Source organism: Roseovarius nitratireducens (assembly GCF_002925845.1).
GTDB classification, from domain to species: domain Bacteria; phylum Pseudomonadota; class Alphaproteobacteria; order Rhodobacterales; family Rhodobacteraceae; genus Roseovarius; species Roseovarius nitratireducens.
Map to the genome: position 1 here is coordinate 14,228 of NZ_PDNI01000041.1, position 18,431 is coordinate 32,658.

The 18,431-nt window shown below is 63.0% G+C and carries 14 protein-coding genes and 1 pseudogene; 11 read left to right on the forward strand and 4 right to left on the reverse strand.

The window, feature by feature from the left end:
* Positions 1 to 81 precede the first annotated feature (81 nt).
* Positions 82 to 891 (reverse strand): sensor histidine kinase, encoded by an 810-nt coding sequence (locus tag CRJ03_RS08160; RefSeq protein ID WP_104018402.1) that lies wholly within the window; start codon positions 889 to 891, stop codon positions 82 to 84.
* Positions 892 to 1,231: 340 nt separating this feature from the next.
* On the opposite strand from CRJ03_RS08160, the pseudogene tnpA reads away from it, so the two are divergent.
* Positions 1,232 to 1,544: pseudogene (tnpA, locus tag CRJ03_RS08170) on the forward strand (IS200/IS605 family transposase); the annotation flags it as partial.
* A gap of 28 nt (positions 1,545 to 1,572) precedes the next feature.
* Here tnpA and CRJ03_RS08175 read toward each other — a convergent pair.
* Positions 1,573 to 3,240: a thiamine pyrophosphate-dependent enzyme gene (locus CRJ03_RS08175; protein ID WP_104018404.1), complete on the reverse strand. Its 1,668-nt coding sequence runs from the start codon at positions 3,238 to 3,240 to the stop codon at positions 1,573 to 1,575.
* A gap of 46 nt (positions 3,241 to 3,286) precedes the next feature.
* Positions 3,287 to 4,873: an FMN-binding glutamate synthase family protein gene (locus CRJ03_RS08180; RefSeq protein ID WP_104018405.1), complete on the reverse strand. Its 1,587-nt coding sequence runs from the start codon at positions 4,871 to 4,873 to the stop codon at positions 3,287 to 3,289.
* 910 nt (positions 4,874 to 5,783) lie between these two features.
* Here CRJ03_RS08180 and CRJ03_RS08190 point away from each other — a divergent pair.
* The 10 genes from CRJ03_RS08190 to CRJ03_RS08235 all read left to right on the forward strand — a co-directional run bounded on the left by CRJ03_RS08190 (position 5,784) and on the right by CRJ03_RS08235 (position 17,941).
* Positions 5,784 to 6,224: a DUF6789 family protein gene (locus CRJ03_RS08190; protein WP_104018407.1), complete on the forward strand. Its 441-nt coding sequence runs from the start codon at positions 5,784 to 5,786 to the stop codon at positions 6,222 to 6,224.
* 242 nt (positions 6,225 to 6,466) lie between these two features.
* Positions 6,467 to 6,994 carry a peroxiredoxin-like family protein gene (locus tag CRJ03_RS08195; protein ID WP_104018408.1) on the forward strand — a complete coding sequence of 176 codons (528 nt, stop codon included), beginning with the start codon at positions 6,467 to 6,469 and terminating at the stop codon, positions 6,992 to 6,994.
* 203 nt (positions 6,995 to 7,197) lie between these two features.
* Entirely contained in the window at positions 7,198 to 8,628 is a 1,431-nt protein-coding gene (locus CRJ03_RS08200) for a dihydrolipoyl dehydrogenase (protein WP_104018409.1), read from the forward strand.
* A 25-nt stretch (positions 8,629 to 8,653) separates the two neighbouring features.
* A complete protein-coding gene (locus CRJ03_RS08205; RefSeq protein ID WP_104018410.1) occupies positions 8,654 to 9,397 on the forward strand; it encodes an acetoacetate decarboxylase in 744 nt (247 codons plus the stop codon).
* A 45-nt stretch (positions 9,398 to 9,442) separates the two neighbouring features.
* Positions 9,443 to 10,486, forward strand: coding sequence for a patatin-like phospholipase family protein (locus CRJ03_RS08210; RefSeq protein ID WP_104018411.1), 1,044 nt, complete (start codon positions 9,443 to 9,445; stop codon positions 10,484 to 10,486).
* A 53-nt stretch (positions 10,487 to 10,539) separates the two neighbouring features.
* The gene (locus tag CRJ03_RS08215) at positions 10,540 to 11,370 is read left to right on the forward strand and encodes an alpha/beta fold hydrolase (RefSeq protein ID WP_104018412.1); all 831 of its coding nucleotides are present in this window, start codon (positions 10,540 to 10,542) and stop codon (positions 11,368 to 11,370) included.
* Between the two features lie 223 nt (positions 11,371 to 11,593).
* Positions 11,594 to 13,879 carry an acyl-CoA dehydrogenase gene (locus CRJ03_RS08220; RefSeq protein ID WP_104018413.1) on the forward strand — a complete coding sequence of 762 codons (2,286 nt, stop codon included), beginning with the start codon at positions 11,594 to 11,596 and terminating at the stop codon, positions 13,877 to 13,879.
* Positions 13,876 to 15,165 carry an acetyl-CoA C-acetyltransferase gene (locus CRJ03_RS08225; protein WP_104018414.1) on the forward strand — a complete coding sequence of 430 codons (1,290 nt, stop codon included), beginning with the start codon at positions 13,876 to 13,878 and terminating at the stop codon, positions 15,163 to 15,165. Before CRJ03_RS08220 ends, CRJ03_RS08225 begins: the two co-directional genes overlap by 4 nt.
* Positions 15,162 to 17,258, forward strand: a complete 2,097-nt coding sequence (locus CRJ03_RS08230; RefSeq protein WP_104018415.1) for a 3-hydroxyacyl-CoA dehydrogenase NAD-binding domain-containing protein — start codon at positions 15,162 to 15,164, stop codon at positions 17,256 to 17,258. The genes CRJ03_RS08225 and CRJ03_RS08230 overlap by 4 nt, the downstream gene beginning before the upstream one ends.
* A gap of 74 nt (positions 17,259 to 17,332) precedes the next feature.
* Entirely contained in the window at positions 17,333 to 17,941 is a 609-nt protein-coding gene (locus tag CRJ03_RS08235; RefSeq protein WP_129590261.1) for a hypothetical protein, read from the forward strand.
* A gap of 271 nt (positions 17,942 to 18,212) precedes the next feature.
* On the opposite strand, the gene CRJ03_RS08240 is transcribed toward CRJ03_RS08235, so the two are convergent.
* A partial coding sequence (locus CRJ03_RS08240) for a penta-EF hand family protein (RefSeq protein ID WP_206018271.1) occupies positions 18,213 to 18,431 on the reverse strand: 219 nt, incomplete at its 5' end.

Here is an 18,431-nt window from a genome sequence, read left to right on the forward strand (position 1 = left end):
GTGTATCTTCTGTGACTGATTTTTAGTCTTGGAGGCACGGAAAGTTCAACTGGGCCCGGGCCACAGGCCCGGCAGACACCATCACTCCGCCACAACCGCCCTTGGCGCTTCGACCATCGCCGCCGCGTTGCTTTCGGCCGCGGGGGGTGTATCTGGGATGGTAACGCGGAAGCATGCGCCTTCAGCGAGGCCGTGAACGAGACTGATGTCACCGCCATGAGCGCGGACAAGATCGGCCGTGATCGCAAGCCCGAGACCGGATCCGTTGGGCCGGGTCGTCCCCTGGGAAGACCGGAATAGATGCTTCAGCGCAGCCTCCGGCACGCCAAGGCCGGTGTCGCGCACGTCGATGGTGCAGCCGGACCCACTGCGCCGGGCATCGACACGGATCTCCTTGTATCGAAAGCCCGGCCCCTCCAGCGCCAGAATGGCGTTGCCGCAGAGGTTGAGCAGGACGCGGAAGAGATCATCCGGGTCGGCGTCGATCTCGACGTTGGCCAAAACATTGTTTTTCCAACAAATATCGCCATGGCCGAGATCAAGCGCGTTCGCGACCTCGTTGACCAACGGTGCCAGCGAGAGCCGCTGCCGTTGCGGAAGGGGCTTGGACGCCTTGGCATCATTCCGTGATGTCGTGCAGAGCGCGATGGCCCGCTCCAGCGACGCCGTCAGCTTTGGTGCCAATCGCTGCACCGTGGGGTCATCGACCTGCGCCAGCCGGTCCGACAGAAGCTGCGCACATGTCAGCATGTTGCGCAAATCGTGGTTGATCTTGCGCGTGGCAAGGCCGGGTCCTGTCTCGTCCACTTGTCCGTCATTGCGGGTGCCGGAATCGCGCATCGTTACGCCGTTCATCGGGTTGTCCGGTGCTTTGAGTTGGTCGATACTCATTCTCAATACCCCTTGTTGTCGGTGGCCGAGTCCGACACGGCATCCGCGCCGGCAGACACGTCCTCACCCAGCCCGTTCACGGTGTTGCATGCTTGGAGCGGGAAATGCGGACAGGGCCGCCGCAAGGAGTGTGAGCGCGGTGAGCTTGGGCGTCTTCATGTCGGTTTCTCCTCGTGTCGAGTTACGCACGGCGATGGCCGCGATCTCTTCCACTCAGACTACGTCGATTTCAGAAAGTGGGCACTTACCTGTATCAGCCTCTCGGGCGATCTGGCTGGGCCGGGCTCAATGCCACTGTGCCGCCGACAGATGCAGGATGATCGATCGTGCGTCCGGGGATATCCGCGAGATCATCCGTCAGACCTGCAACGAAATGGGCGTCCATATCGTGCGAGGCGTGCTGGCGCGGGATCATGTCCACATGTTCCTGTCGATCCCGCCGAAACTATCGCTCTCGGACGTCATGCAGCGCATCAAGGGCCGGTCGTCACGCCGTATCCAGATGGAATTCCCCGACTTGCGCAAGCGCTACTGGGGCAGGCGGTTCTGGGCGCGCGGATATTTCTCGACCGCCTCCGGAAATGTCACTGACGATATCATACTTCAGTATCTGGAATTACATTCCGCCAAGTGATGCCACCGGCGCTAGCCGGTGGTCCTTCACTTGCAGGATATTGCGCGTCACTGCCCGAGAAGTTCGCGCAGCTTGGCGAGGCCAAAACGATAGGCCTGCGAGGCGTCGATCGTCGGCGGCATGATCAGGGCACCGGGATCGACGACAACCTCGACCACCGCGGGCCCGGTCTCGGCCAGTGCTTCCGACAGCGTCGATTCCAGCTTGTCCGGTTCGCTCACCCGAAACCCGGCCGCGCCATAGGCCTTGGCCAGCGCCACGAAATCGGGGTTGAGGATATCGGTGCCCCAGTCGGGCAGGCCCTTGGCCTCTTGTTCAAGCGTAATGAACCCCAGTTTGGCATTGTTGAGCACCACGATGACGATCGGCAGCTTGTAACGGACCGCGGTAACCAGATCGCAAGACAGCATCGCAAAAGCCCCGTCGCCCACGAGGGCGATGGCGCGGCGGTCGGGATAGGCCAGTTGCGCGCCGATCGCGCCGGGCAGGCCGATGGCCATGGTGGCAAGGCCCCCCGACAGGGTGAACCGCTGGCCGGGGCGCACATGCAGATGCCGCGCAGCCCACGCCGTCGAGGTGCCCGTATCGGCAATGAAGATGGCGTTGTCCGGGGCGACCCTGGACAGCGCCGAGACCAACCGCGGCGGGCTGATCGGCGTCGCGTCCGACGCCTCGTCCTTGTCGCGGGTTTCGCGCCAACCGGCCATGTGGGATTGAATTTCGGTCAGGAACGCCCCCGACCTCTGACCCTTGACCCCTTTGGCGAGCGTTGCCAGCGTCGGCCCGGCGTGACCCACCAGTCCGATATCGACCGGGTGGCGACGGCCGATGCGCGTCGGCTCGATGTCGATCTGGATCACCTTGGCCGATTTCGGATAGAAATCGCGATAGGGAAAATCCGTGCCGACCAGGATCAACAGATCGCAGCCGTCCATCGCCTTGACAGCCGGCTTGCCGCCCAGAAGGCCAAGGCCCCCGGCACAAAGCGGATTGTCGTCGTCGATGATCTCCTTGGCCTTCAGGGTGCGTACGATGGGGGCCTGCACCGCCTCGGCGAAGGCCAGCAATTCGTCGCGGGCGCCCAGACAGCCGACACCCGCGAGGATCGCGACACGCTCTGATTTCCCGATCAGGTCGAGTGCCGCGCCGCAGTCCGCCGCCACCGGCGAGATGAGGCCCGCAGTCGCCGCCTTGATCGGCCGATCCGAGTCGAGCGACAGCTTGCGCCCGGACACGTCAGTCGGGATCGAGACATGCGCCACCCCGCGATGGGCGATCGCCGCCTGGCAGGCCTCAAGAAACACATCTGGCACCTGCGCCTCGGTGGTGACGGTCTGACTGTAGACTGCGACATCGGCAAACAGCCGGTCCAGCCGCACTTCTTGATGCGCCTCGGTCCCCAGTACTCCGGTCGCCACCTGTCCGGTGATGGCGATCACCGGCGCGTGGTCCATCCGCGCATCATAAAGCCCGTTCAGAAGGTGAATACCGCCCGGACCGGAGGTGCCCATGCACGCCGCAAGCCGCCCCGTCAGCTTAGCCTGCACCGAGGCCGCAAGCGCCCCGGTCTCCTCGTGGCGCACCCCGATGAAGCGGATGTCATCTTGTCGGCGTAACGCGTCCGTTACATCGTTGATCGCATCGCCGGGGATGCCGAACAGATGTTTGACCCCATGGGCCGCCAGTATCTTCAAAAGAATGTCGGAAATTGTCATCGCCGCGCCTCCTTGCACTTCAAATTCGATCTTGTTTCAGCCGGTTTCATCGCCAACTCTTGGCACGGGCCGCGTCCCAGTCCCGTTTCCAGTCGTCGGGAACGGTTTCGGGCCTGAGAAGACACCCAATCGCGATGCAGGGATAGATCTGGTCATAGCTCATCACCACTTCCTGACTGGTCCGCCGGGTGATGTGCGATGGCCGCACCTCGTTCAACCCGCGCAGGCCCAGGATGTTTAAAAGTTCGATCAGCGCCGTGATGGTGGCATGGTGGTAATTGGCCACCCGCACCCCCTTGTCGGTGACATCCAGCTGTTTGTAGCGCGAAGGGTTTTGCGTGGTCACACCCGTGGGGCAGTTGTTGGTATTGCAGCGACGCGACTGGATGCAGCCAAGCGCCAACATCATGCCGCGCGCAGAATTGACCGTATCGGCCCCCAGGGCCATCGCCCGAAGCATGTGAAAGGCGGAAAAAACCTTACCTGCGGCGATAATGCGGACCTGATCCCGCACGCCGATGCCGCGCAACGCATTGTGCACGAAGTGCAGGCCGCCGCGCAGGGGCATCCCCACCGAATTGGTCAATTCCACCGGTGCGGCCCCGGTGCCGCCCTCGGCGCCGTCCACGGTGATGAAATCCGGCAGGATGCCGGTGTCCCGCATGGCCTTGCAGATGCCAAGGAATTCCCGCTTGTCCCCGACACAAAGTTTGAAGCCAACCGGTTTGCCGCCCGACAACTCGCGTAGCCTGGCGACAAATTCCAGCAGGCCGGTCGGGGTGGTAAATGCCGAATGCGCCGGCGGCGAAATGACATCTTCGCCCATGGTCACATGCCGGATGTCAGCGATTTCCTGGGTCAGCTTGCTGGCCGGCAACACCCCGCCATGGCCAGGCTTGGCACCTTGAGACAGCTTGATCTCGATCATCTTGACGGCATCGAGCCCCGCCTTTTCCGTGAAAAGCGCAGCGTCGAAGTCACCCTGCGGCGTGCGACACCCGAAATATCCGGTGCCGATCTGCCAGATCAGATCGCCGCCGTCTTGCAGGTGCCACGGGCTGATCCCGCCCTCACCGGTATTCTGCGCAAACTGCCCCAGCCTGGCGCCACGGTTGAGCGCCATTACCGCATTACGGCTGAGCGCGCCAAAGCTCATTGCCGAAATGTTCAGGGGCGATGCCGAATAGGGCTGCTTGCATGCGGCACCTCCAAACTGCACCCGCAAATCGTCTTTGTTGCAATCCGTGGGGGCAAGGGAATGGTTCAGCCACTCGTAGCCATCGCGATACACGTCGAATACGGTGCCGAACGCGCGGGTATCGGTGATGTTCTTGGCACGCTGATAGGCCAGGCTGCGGAATTCGCGGCTGATCGGCATCCCGTCGGTGTCGGACTCTACGAAATACTGTTGCATTTCGGTACGGACGCCTTCGAACATATAGCGGAAATGGCCGATAAGCGGATAGAGACGCAGTATCGTGTGTTTTTTCTGTAACAAGTCATAGAGGCCAAGTAATAACAGCGGAGCCAGCAACAGCCAGGCCCAATGCACCGAAGGCCACTGTCGGGCCAGCAGCAAAATAACAGCGATGAGGGAAACACTGAGAAACAGGAACGCCTGGCGAACGGTCATAGATAAATCCTCATCTTTCGAGTGGTAATCTGGCGGCCACGCAGGCCTTTTTTCCACCCCTGTAGTAAACTGTGCCGCGAAAGCCGCGGCTGAACTCACGCTTGGACACCCCCGTGACTGTGACGATTGCCTGTCTCATGCAGGGCCCTCCACAATGAGGTGGCTACCGGCGAGGATGGGCGCACTGGTCGCGGTCATGATATTGAGCACCTCTATTGTGACAGCCGTGACGGGGCTCCGGGGCCGGAACCAATGCTGCCGAAAGCGGACCCCGACGCCGAACAAGGTCATTTCGCCGCCATCTCGGGCGCCTCCCGCACCGAAATCGCAAGATTCCGACGGCTCAAACCGCTCGATCTTGCAAACGCGGCAACTTGTGAGAATGCGAAACCCGTTGAACATCAGCCTCTTACGCGTTCGTCAGGGTCAACGAAGTAGGACCCGGGAGCCGGAACCACCCCGGCCCGTTCAGCTTGAAGTAAGTAGCGACCGCAGACCGCCCAAGGCCGACCGCTTCTGCTGTTCGGCCTGCTGTTGTTGAGATTGACTCGATTTCTCTGACGATGACGTTTCTTCCTCCGTGGGTGTTTTGCTGATCAAGTCAGCAGCATTACGCTACCCCGTACAGGTGCCTGGCATGCTGATCCATGTTGGTCGCTTCGACCGCTCCGCATCCCCGAGCGCGGCACCGGACAGCCCCGCAGGCTAACACAGATCAGGGCAGCCCTGTGTGAATTGCCATAATAATCTGATGATTGGGACTTGCTGCCACTCAATGAGAAACAGCGCCCATTCGGTCTGAAGCAATATCACGATGTCGTGTTGGCGTTCTGACCGCACGCAACGAAATGCAGGACAAAGCGTTTATCTAAGACCGCCGATTGTGCGGCAGCCAGGAAGGGCCATTACCATGACCAATATTGCAAAAGGAATGCTCGCCGGACTTGCGGCAACCGTTGCCCTTTCGCTTATGATGCTGATGAAGGGGGCAATGGGGCTGATGCCCGCGTTGGATCCGATCAGTATGATTGCGATGATGATGGGGGTGTCGACGGCCATTGCCTGGGGCGTTCACTTCATGATCGGCACCGTTGTCTGGGGTGGCGCCTTCGCACTGCTTGAATCGTACCTGCCTGGAGGGGAACTTTGGCTCAAGGGCGTCGTCTTCGGCATTGGTGCCTGGCTCATCATGATGGTGGCGATGATGCCGATGGCGGGGGCCGGGTTCTTCGGCATGCAGCTTGGTATGATGGCACCGATCATGACGCTTGTGATGCACATCGCGTTCGGCGCCGTTCTCGGCGGGGTCTACGCCATGTTGCTGCACCGCGGCTCCGCGCCGGTGGTCTGAGGCGCGCCGCGGCTCGCTTCACGATCCGTTGAGACCGGTTGTAGTGGCCGCGCCTGAACGCCACCTCCGCTGAGGCGACGGGCTTTGCATCTGTCAGACGTTTGCGTCCGGGCCGGTATGGCGGCTCGAGAGCGCGATGCCTTCCGCACTTCGCAGTGAACCTTTTGACGTCCGCGAATAACCATCAGCGATGCCTCAAGAAGCGCCGAGTGTCGAAGTTTTGCAAATTGAAGGAGACCACCATGGCCAGCAAGCTCAAATCCGGCAAACGCCTTCCCGAGATCAGCGTCGCGCGCCTCGGCGGCGGTGACCTGACCCTCGGCAAACCGGTGGACGATCACGATTGGCAGATGGTGGTGATCTATCGCGGTAAGCACTGCCCGATCTGCAAGACCTATCTCGCGGAACTCGAACGCACCGCGCCCGAGTTCGCCAAGGCAGGGGTAGGGATCGTGGCCGTATCCAGCGATCCCGAGGATCGCGCCCGGAGTTTCACTGACGAGATCGGCGTGACAGTCCCCGTGGGCTACGGCCTGACGGTGGAGCAGATGCAGATGCTCGGCCTTTATGTCTCCGAGCCCCGCTCCGAGAAGGAGACCGACCGTCCCTTTGCCGAACCGGGTGTGTTCGTGATCAATGCCGACGGGCTTCTGCAGGTTGTCGACGTCTCGAACGCGCCGTTCGCCCGCCCGGATCTCGCCGGTCTCGCCAAGGGGCTGAAATTCATCCGCGAGAACGACTATCCGATCCGCGGTCGCATGGCGGCCTGACGTGTCGGTGATCTTCGCAACGCACGCGCCGGTCGGGTTACCTCTGCCCAGCGCGTTTCCGACTCGACCCTATCGAACGGACGACATCAGCATGAGACACGCCGACAAGAGATGCGTCATCATTGGCGGCGCCCTCATTTACCGGAAACGCGCTGACCGGTCAGAGCATCGTGGTCAGCCATGGCTGGCGGATGGATTGAGCCATGCGAGAGGTTGATGTTGCCATCATCGGCGCGGGCACGGCGGGCATGGGAGCCTATCGCGCGGCGCGCAAACATACCGACCGGATCGTGCTGATCGAGGGTGGTCCTTATGGGACCACCTGTGCGCGCGTGGGCTGCATGCCCTCGAAGCTGCTGATCGCGGCAGCGGAGGCGGCCGAGGCCGTGCACGAGGCCGCCGGTTTCGGCGTTCACGCCGCCGCGCCGCGGATCGACGGGGCCGAGGTGATGGGCCGGGTGCGGCGCGAACGTGACCGCTTTGTCGGTTTCGTGATCGAGGCAGTGGAGGGGATCGATCCGTCGCACCGCCTCAGGGGCTGTGCACGGTTCGAGGGGCCGAACCTGCTGCGGCTCGACACCGGCGAGACCGTGCGCGCCGCGCGTATCGTCGTCGCCACCGGATCGGTTCCTGTGAAGCCGGATGCGTTCGAGGCTGTGGGCGATCGGCTGATCGTCAATGACGATGTGTTAGGCTGGACCGATCTGCCGGGTGCGGTCGCGGTCTTCGGCGGCGGGGTCCTGGGGCTGGAACTGGCGCAGGCGCTCCACCGGCTCGGCGTGCGCGTGCGGCTGTTCGGCAAGGGCGGCGGCGTCGGCCCGCTGTCTGATCCGGCGGTGCGCGATGCCGCCGCCGCAGCGATCGGCGCCGATCTGCCCTTCGATCCGGATGCCGATGTGCAGAAGGTCACCCGCGAGGGGAATGAGGTGGTGGTGCGCTTCACGGAGGATGGCCAAGTGCGCGAAGAGCGGTTCGACTGGCTTCTGGCCGCGACCGGGCGGGCACCGGCGCTCGATGGGCTTGACCTTGCCGCCTCGGGGCTGACGCTCGATGAGCGCGGCGCCCCCGAAGTCGATCCGGCGACCATGCAGTCGGAAGGCGGCCACATCTTCTTTGCAGGCGATGTCGCGGCCCGCATCCCGCTGCTGCATGAGGCCGCCGATGACGGTCGCATCGCGGGTGATAACGCCGGGCGCTTTCCGCAGGTGCAGACCCACCGCCGCCGCACACCGCTGGGGATCGTCTTTACCGATCCCAACATCGCCACGGCCGGCGCGTCCTTTGCCGAGCTGTCCGACGGCGCGTGCGACTTCGCCACGGGCGAGGTGGATTTCGCCGATCAGGGCCGCGCCCGCGTTCTGCGCCAAAACTGCGGCCTGCTGCGCATCTATGGCGAGCGCGGCACGGGCCGCCTGCTTGGTGCCGAAATGGTCGCGCCGCGGGGCGAGCATCTGGCGCACCTGCTGGCCTGGGCGGTGCAGACCGGTATGGATGTGGAGACGGCGCTGGAGATGCCCTTCTATCACCCGGTCATCGAGGAGGGCCTGCGCAGCGCCCTGCGCGACCTGAGCGTGAAGCTGGGTCACCGCGCCGACACTCCACCGCGCTCCATCGACTGCGGCCCCGGCGCGTGACGCCAACCGAAAGGGACACGATCCCATGAACAAGTACGAGATCCTGTCGCTCGCCGGCATGCCGCCGGGCAATCCGAGCTATCCGTTCGGACCGTACCGCTTTGTCAATCGCCAGTATTTCAACATCATCTATGAGACCGACCCGGAGGCGATCCGAGCCCTGGTGCCAGAGCCGCTGGAACCCGACGGCTCGAACACCGTGGTCTACGAATGGATCGACATGCCCGACAGCTCCGGCTTTGGCGCCTATCAGGAGTCCGGCATCGTCATCCCCTGCCTGCTGGACGGCAAGCCGGTCAACTACACCGCGATGATGTTTCTCGACATCGAGCCGCCGATCACCGCAGGGCGCGAGATCTGGGGCTTTCCCAAACGCTGGGGCGAGCCGTCGCTGAGGGTGGAAAAGGACACGCTGACCGGAACGCTCAATTATGCCGGGCAGCGGGTGGCGATGGGCACCATGGTCTACAAGCATGAAAGCGCCTGCGACGATCCCGCCGAATGCGCCAGGAAACTGGCCAAGACCGCGGTCAATCTCAAGCTGATCCCCTGCGTGACCGGCAAGCCCCGCATCGCCGAGCTTGTCGCCTTCGAGATGACCGAGATCACCGTCAAGGGCTTCTGGCGCGGCCGCGCACAGCTGCATCTGGTGCCGCATGTCAACGCGCCGGTGGCGGACCTGCCGGTGCGTCGGGTGGTCGAGGGCCAGCATATCATCGCCGATCTGGCGCTGCCCTACGGGCGCGTCGTACACGACTATCTGGCCTGAGTGCCGCGCGGTCAGCGCATTCCCAACCCAAGAAGGGCCACTCACATGGCACCCAAGACCAAGCTCGTTAACCTCGCCCTGCAGGGCGGCGGTGCTCATGGCGCCTTCACCTGGGGGGTTCTCGACCGGATGCTCGAAGACGGGCGGCTTCGGATCGCCGGGGTGTCGGGCACCTCGGCGGGGGCGATGAACGCCGTGGCGCTGGCCGATGGCTATACCCGCGACGGCCCCGAGGGTGCACGCGCGGCGCTCGATCATTTCTGGCGCGCCATGAGCGACGGCGCCAAGCACAGCCTGCTGAAGCGCACGCCCTATGACAAGCTGACCGGCAACTGGGGGCTGGAAAACAACCCGATGTACCACGCCATGGACGCGCTGTCGCGGATCGCCTCGCCCTATCAGCTCAACCCGATGAACAACAATCCGCTGCGCGATCTGGTGGAGAAAACCATCGATTTCGAGATGGTGCGCAACTGCACCGCCTTCAAGCTTTATATCTCGGCCACCAACGTCGAAAGCGGCAAGGTCAAGGTCTTCCCGCGCGAGACGCTGACGCTCGACATGGTGATGGCCTCGGCCTGCCTGCCGAACATGTATCAGGCGGTCGAGATCGACGGCGTGCCCTATTGGGACGGCGGTTACATGGGCAACCCGTCGCTGTTTCCATTTCACGGCGAGACCGGCACGGATGATATCGTGGTCATTCAGGTCAACCCGATCGAGCGCAAGGGTGCGCCGAAAACGCCGATGGATATCCAGAACCGGATGAACGAGATCAGCTTCAACGGCAGCCTGCTGAAGGAACTGCGCGCGATTGATTTCGTCGACCGGCTGATCCGCGAGGGCAAGCTCTCAGCCGAGGATTATCGGCAGGTGCGGGTGCATGTCATCGAGAACCAGGCCGAACTGAAACCCTTGGGGGCCTCGTCCAAGATGAATGTGGAATGGGATTTCCTGACCATGCTGCGCGACATGGGCCGAGAGACCGCCACGCGCTGGCTGGATGAAAACTTCACCGATATTGGCACACGCGCGACGGTCGATCTGCGCGCGATGTTCGAGGGGATCGGCGGCCAGCACCAGGGATGAAGCGCAACGGCGCGAAACCCGCCTGCCCCTTCCAACCTTAAAAGGAGACCGACATGACAACCGATTATACCCACAAGTATCTGCAGGTCGAAGGCCACAGGATTGCCTATCTCGACGAGGGCACTGGCCCGCCGGTTCTGTTGATCCACGGGATCCCGACATCAAGCCTGCTGTGGCGCAACATTATCCCGGTGCTCGCCCGGACACACCGGGTGATCGCGCCCGACATGCTCAACTACGGCCAATCGGACAAGCCCGAGCACACTGACGTGTCGATCGCCGCGCAGGCCCGGCTGATGGTCGGCGTGCTCGACTCGCTCGGGCTCGCCCGAACCGACGTGGTGTCGCACGACATCGGTGGCGGCGTGGCGCAGATCATCGCCGTTCGCTACCCCGAGCGGGTGAAAAAGCTGGTTCTCAGCAGCGCGGTCTGCTTCGACTCGTGGCCGATCCCCGAATTCCTGCCATTGCAAGAGCCGGGCGCCGAGGCAGCGATGAGCCTTCTTGACTTCCTCGACATGCTGCGCGGGTTCCTGCCGCAGGGCGTTCACCGGCCCGAGGCGCTAACATCAGAGGTCATGGAGATCATCATGGCTCCGTGGTCAAGCGAGGAAGGCAAGCAGGCCATCTTCCGCAACTTCCGGCGCCTCAACCCGGAATACACCCAGGCCATTGCGGGTGAATTGACGCAACTGGAGCACGAAACACTGATCCTCTGGGGGCAGCACGATGCCTTCCAGAAACCGGCTTTTGCCGAGAGGCTGCAAGAGACCATCCCGAACGCCAAGCTGAGCTGGATCGACGCAGCGCACTGGATAATGGAAGAAAAGCCCGATGAGGTTGGCACAGTCATTGCGGATTTCCTGAACGCACATACCGCGTGATGGTCAAGGTCTCCGCCATGCTCGCGCATGCGCGTTCTCGGAGGCCTCGGGCTGATCTGAGGCCTCGTCAGCATCCGACCGGACATTTCCGTTTTGCTGGCCATGCGGAACGAGTTAGGCTGTTTGCGTATTGTTTCGTTAACGTGAGCCGCAGTTTGAAACTATGCGTCTGCATAAGTGGCACGCATCGCGCCAGCGCTTGCAAAACACGGAAAGTCACGCAATGACGCTACGCAATTTTCGCCGCGACCACCTTACGAAGCCGATCCACCGCTGGGCCCGCGGCGCCCTGCCGTCGCTTTCCGAAACGGAGGCAGAGGCGCTGAACGCGGGCGAGGTCTGGTGGGAGGCGGAACTGTTTTCCGGCAATCCCGACTGGCGCGCATTGCGGCGTGTCGCTGCCCCCCGCCTGACCGACGAGGAGCAAGCCTTTATCGACGGACCGTGCCAGAAGCTGTGCCAGATGGTCGACGACTGGACGGTAAACCGCCTGACCGCTGATCTGCCCAAGGACGCCTGGCAGATGATGCGGAACGACGGTTTCTTTGGCATGATCATCCCGAAGAAATATGGCGGCCTCGGTTTTTCGGCGCTGGCCCATTCCGAAGTGGTGCGGCTGATTTCGTCACGTTCTCTGGTCGCTGCGGTGACAGTGATGGTGCCAAACTCGCTTGGACCTGGCGAGTTGCTTCTGCAATTCGGAACCGAAGGGCAGAAGGATCACTGGCTGCCGCGGCTGGCGAACGGAACCGAGCTTCCGGCGTTTGGCCTGACCAGCGAAGAGGCCGGGTCAGACGCCGCGGCGATGGTCGATACCGGCATTGTCTGCGAGGGGGAATGGGAGGGCGAGACGGTGCTCGGCCTGCGGCTCAACTGGGCCAAGCGCTACATCACCCTGTCGCCGGTCTGCACCGTTCTCGGCCTTGCCTTCAAGATGCGCGATCCCGACGGCCTTCTGGGTGAGACCGAGGATATCGGCATCACCTGTGCGCTGGTGCCGACCCATCTGGACGGGGTCGAGATCGGTCGTCGCCATATCCCGGCCGGGCAGATGTTCCAGAACGGCCCGACCAACGGGACCGACGTTTTCATACCGCTGGACAACATCATCGGCGGGCCGGACTATGCCGGCAAGGGGTGGATGATGCTGATGAGCGCGCTTGCGGCGGGGCGCGGCATTTCGCTGCCATCACTTTCGGCGGCGGCCAGCGCGCTGGCGGCGCATACTTCCGGGGCCTATGCCCGCGTCCGCCAGCAATTCGGCATCCCGGTGTCGAAATTCGGCGGGGTGCAGGAAAGCCTCGCGCGGCTTGCGGCCAATGCCTATGCGCTGGACGCGGCGCGGCAGTTGACCTGCGTGGGCCTCGATGAAGGCCGCGCATTGGCGGTGATTTCCGGTATCATGAAATCGAACGCCACCTACCGGATGCGCGACGCGCTGAACGATGCCATGGACATCCATTCCGGCAAGGCGGTGATCGACGGGCCGAACAACTACCTGTCCGAGATCTACAAGGCGGTGCCGATCGGAATCACCGTCGAGGGGGCCAACATCCTGACGCGCAGCCTGATCATCTTTGGCCAGGGCTCGATCCGCGCGCATCCGCATCTTTTGGACGAGATGCAGTCGCTGGAGATCGAGGACCAGGAAAAATCACTCGACGCGTTCGACCGGCATTTCTGGGCCCATGTCGGGCACACGACCAGAACGCTCTTTCGGGCCCTTGTCCGTGCCTGGACGCTCAGCCTGTTTGCGCCCGCGCCCAAGGATGCGGGGCCGCTTCTCCCGATCTACCGGCGCATGTCGCGCTGGTCGGCGGCGTTTGCGCTGATCTCGGATTTCGCTTTTCTGACGCTCGGCGGCGGGCTGAAGCGGCGCGAGATGATCTCGGCCCGGCTGGGCGATGTGCTGTCGGAATTGTATTTTCTATCGGCGACGTTGAAACGCTGGGAAAACGAGGGGCAACAGGACGCCGACCTGCCACTGGTGCGTTTCACTGCCGAAACCGCGTTCGACAAGATCGGCGACAGCCTCGATCTGGTTCTGGCCAATCTTCCGGCGCGGTGGGCCGGCTGGCTGCTGCGCGCCGTGACCTTGCCAAAATCGGCGTCGCGCGGCCCGTCCGACGCGTTGACCGAAGCGTGCGCTGATCTGATTTCCGAACGCACGGCGACGCGCGGGCGGCTGTCGGGTGCATTGTTCCACGGCTGCACCGGCGACGGCATCACCAAGCTGGAGACGGCATTTGACGCCGTCATCGACTGTGCGCCGCTGGAAAAACGGCTGCGCGAAGCAGAGCTGAGCCAGCAACAGGCACTGAAGGTCGGCAAGATCACCGAGACTGAAAACGAGAGTTTGAACGCCATGAAGGCCGCAGTGCAGGCGGTGATCGCGGTTGACGAATTCACGCCCGCCGAGTTGGCGAAATTCTTTCCCGACCTCAAGGCAACCGGGCAATCCGCCAAACCGCGCCGGGCGCGAAAGACATCCAACGAGGCCACAAAATGACCGATCGTCCCGTCTATCTTGTCGATGGCGCGCGCACCCCGTTCCTCAAGGCGCGGGGCAAACCGGGGCCTTTCACGCCGGTGGACCTCGCGGTGCAATGCGGCCGTCCGCTTTTGACACGCCAGCCCTTCGCGCGCGACGCGTTCGATCTGGTCATCCTTGGCTGCGTCAATGTCATCGCCGACGAGATGAACCCCGCGCGGGTCGCCGCGCTGCGGCTTGGGATGGGTGCGGCGATGGCGGCCTTCACGGTGCAGATCAACTGCGGATCGGGAATGCAGTCGATTGACACCGCCTATCGCTATATCCGCGAGGGCGGGCACGACCTGATCCTTGCGGGCGGCACCGAGGCGTTGAGCCACGCGCCGCTGGTTCTGCGGCAGGAGGCAGTCGAATGGTATGCGCAGATGGCAACCGCCAAAGGCGCGCTTGACACCGCGTCAAAGCTGACGGGGCTGCGGCCGGATTTCTTCAAGCCGGTGCTGGGCCTCGAACGCGGCCTGACCGACCCGATCACCGATCTGAACATGGGTCAGACCGCAGAGATACTGGCGCATCGTTTCGGCATCATCCGCGAGCAGGCCGACGCCTACGCGGTCGAAAGCCACCGGCGCTTGGTGCGTGCGCAGGACGAGAGCTGGTTGACGGGCGAAGTGATGAGTGCCTATGACCGCGACGGCACACATTACGATCACGACGACGGCGTGCGCCGCGATAGCGACATGGACGCGCTTGGCAAGTTGAAGCCGGTCTTCGAGAAACCCCATGGCAAGGTGACCGCTGGCAATGCCAGCCAGATCACCGACGGTGCCTCCTGGGTGATCGTCGCCTCGGAACAGGCGGTCGAAAAGCACGGGCTGTCCCCGATCGCACGGATCGTGGACAGCGAATGGTCGGCGCTTGACCCGTCGATCATGGGGCTGGGGCCGGTTTTGTGCTCGACCGCGATCACCCGGCGCCAGGGGCTAAGCCGCGACGACGTCGACCTGTGGGAATTGAACGAGGCCTTCGCCGCGCAAGTGCTTGCCTGCCTCGCCGCGTGGGAGGATGAGGCGTTCTGCAAGCAGGTTCTGGGACTGGACAGCGCATTTGGGCAGATCGATCGCGACAGGCTGAATGTCGATGGTGGCGCGGTTTCGCTGGGCCATCCGGTCGGGACCAGCGGAAACCGCATCGTGCTGCATCTGGCCAACGCGATGAAGCGCAAGGGCGCGGTGCGCGGCATTGCGACCGAATGTATCGGCGGCGGCCAGGGCGGCGCGATGTTGCTGGAGGCTGTGGCATGACGGGATCTGTTCTGAACCATTTGGGCGAAACGCGGCTGGAACTGGGCCCTGCCCGCACCGCCGAGCCTGACGGCGCCTGGCGCGCCGCGCGCGATGTGCATGATGTGCTCTGGCTGGTGCTGGACGTCGCGGGAGCCGGGGCGAACACGATTTCGCGTGAAGTGCTGGAGGGGCTCGACCGGCAGCGTGACGCCATTGCACAGGACCCGCCCAAGGGCGTGGTGATCCGCTCGGCCAAGAGCGGTGGCTTCGCGGCTGGGGCCGATATCGCGATGTTCCGCGAATTGAAGGATGCCGAGGATGTAAAGGCCATGCTGACCTGGGGACACGCCGTTCTTGACCGGTTGGAGGCGCTGGAGTGTCCGACAGTTTGCGTCGTACACGGTCATGCGCTTGGCGCCGGCTTCGAGGTGGCGCTGGCCTGTGACCGGATCATTGCGGTGCACGGGGCCAGCTTTGGCTTTCCCGAGGTCAATCTGGGTCTGCATCCCGGTCTTGGCGGAACGTTCCGGCTGACGGATCGGATCGACCCGACCCAGGCCATGACCTACATGCTGACCGGCAAGACCGCGCACACCCAAAAGGCGAAATCGCTGGGCATTGTCGACGCGGTGGTCGAGGAACGCCATATCGAAGCCGCCGTGCGCGCCGCCATCGCCGGTGATCTGGAGCGAGACGGACCCAGCCTGACGGACCGCACGATGACGCTGTCGGCCGCGCGCAGCTATGCCGCCCGCAAGATGCGTCACAAGGCCGAGGAACGAGCTCCGAAAGAGCACTACCCCGCCCCCTATGCGCTGATCGACCTCTGGGAGGCGCATGGCGACGACAAAAAGGCCATGCAGCAAGGCGAAATTGCGTCTTTTGCAGAGCTTGTGACCAGCGAGACGTCAAGAAACCTCGTCAGGGTCTTTTTCCTGCGGCAAGCCCTGAAAGAGGACACCCGCGGCGAGGACAACATCGCCCGTGTCCACGTGGTCGGCGCCGGCACGATGGGCGGCGAAATCGCAGCCTGGTGTGCAATCAAGGGCAAGACCGTGACGTTGTTCGATCCGGATACCGAGGCGTTGGGGCAGGCGATCCGTCGGGCCGGCAAGGTTTGTAAGGATCAGCACCTGAACGGGATCGAGACCCGCGATGCGCTGGACCGGCTGATGCCGGACCCCGACCAGCTTGGCGTGCCAAGTGCCGATCTGGTAATCGAAGCAGGTCCCGAGAACGTCGAGGTCAAGAGCAAGATCTATGCCGAGCTTGAGCTGCGGATGAAATCGACTGCGACACTGGCGACGAACAGCTCTTCGCTGTCCATCACCACCCTGGCCAAAAGCCTCAAACGGCCCGGCCGCTTTGCGGGGCTTCATTTCTTCAACCCGGTCTCGAAGATGCAACTGATCGAGGTCGTGACCCACGACGATACCTTCGGCACCGTATCGGACCAGCTGGCCGCCTTTTGCGGCGCCATTGGCCGCCTGCCCGCGCGGGTGCGCGACTATCCGGGCTATCTGGTGAACCGCGCGTTGACGCCCTACCTGCTGGAAGCAATCCAAATGATCGGGGAAGGCCATGACAAGCAGGTCATCGACCTCGCCGCCGAACGGTTCGGAATGCCGATGGGACCCCTGGAACTGGCCGACCAGATCGGGCTCGACATCTGCCTCGACGTTGCCGAAAGCCTGACATCGGGGCTGGACAAGCCGATGCCGGATGTTCCCGGTTGGCTCCGCGAGATGGTCGAAAACGGGGATACCGGCAAGAAATCCGGCCGGGGGTTTTACGAATGGAAGGACGGCGCGGCGCAGAAGGACGACGCGCCGGATACCGGCAAGGCGGGCGATGCTGACGACATCACCGACCGGCTGATCCTGCCGATGCTGGATGCCTGTGTTGAATGCCTTCGCCTTGGCGTCGCCAGGGACAGCGATCAAGTGGACGGCGCAATGATCTTTGCCACCGGGTTTGCCCCCTTCCGGGGTGGGCCTATGAACTATGCGATATCCCGTGGCCCCGACGATATCAAAGCGCGCCTGGAAGACTTGGCCGAGGCCCACGGCGCGCGCTTGCGCCTTGATCCCGGCTGGAAGGACCTGTGTTGAATGTCCGGGGGCCGACCCTTCTGGATGACGCGGCGGCGGTTGCAAGAAGGATTGTCGAGCGGACCGGCGGCGATGTGCTGCTCGCGCTGCCGCTGGGACTGGGCAAGGCGAATACGATCACCAACGCCCTGACGGATCTGGCGCTTGAAGATAGCTCTATTCATCTGCACATAATCACCGCCCTGACGCTGCGGCGGCCCGTTGCGGACAGTGATCTTCAGGTGCGATTTCTTGGCCCGGCGATGGACCGCCTCTTCGGGGCATATACGCCGCTCGACTACGCGACCCGGCTTGCCGACGGGACGCTGCCCGACAACATCAGGGTGCAGGAATTCTTCTTTCAGGCGGGCGACGGGCTGGGCAATGCGGCGGCGCAACAGGGCTATATCGCGGCCAATTATACTCATGCGCTGGACTTTCTGATGGCCCGCCGTCCAAACGTCATCGCCCAGCTTCTGGCGCAGGACGACGACCGGGTCCGCGCCGTGCGACTTGATTTTACGATCATGTTCATTCATGGGCGGACGCTCCTGCTGTCTTGTTCCAGAGCCGGAATTGTTGGCGCTCTGGGCACGCGAGGACGTCGGAGCACAAGAGGGCAAGGAGACGTTTGGCGCAACAGTCGTGAGACGGGATCGGGAGAACCAGTGTGCAACAGAGTGCCATCGAGCACGTGGCTTTGATCTGGACCCGACCTTCGAACGGCCCACGGCATCTGGAACGCCGCATCATGAGGCCGGATACATGTCAGCACCCGATGACGCGCCAAAATCAGCTCTGAAGATTCCTCTTGCGCAAGGGACGGTTACACAAGTTGCACAAATCGTCTGAAGAACGGAGTTCCCCTTTCCCCAGACGGACTTATCCTACGGGCTCAGTGATGGGTAAGGTTTACTGCATGGTGCGCGGAAAGAGGGTCGGCAAATGCCGACCCTCTCGTGGTATCGTGAAGGATCATAGTTGCTTCCAGAAGCCCTCGCGGATGTCGCGGTCAGCTTTTTCGAATTCCGGTTTCTCGATCATGCCGCTACGATCGCGGTCATAATTCATGAAGACACCTGCATTGAACTCGGCTTCGGTGAGCACGCCGTCATTATCTTGATCCCATTTGCTGAACGTGCCGTCCTGCTCACCCTGGGCCAGGCGCCAGCCTTCAACGTACTCATCTTGCGA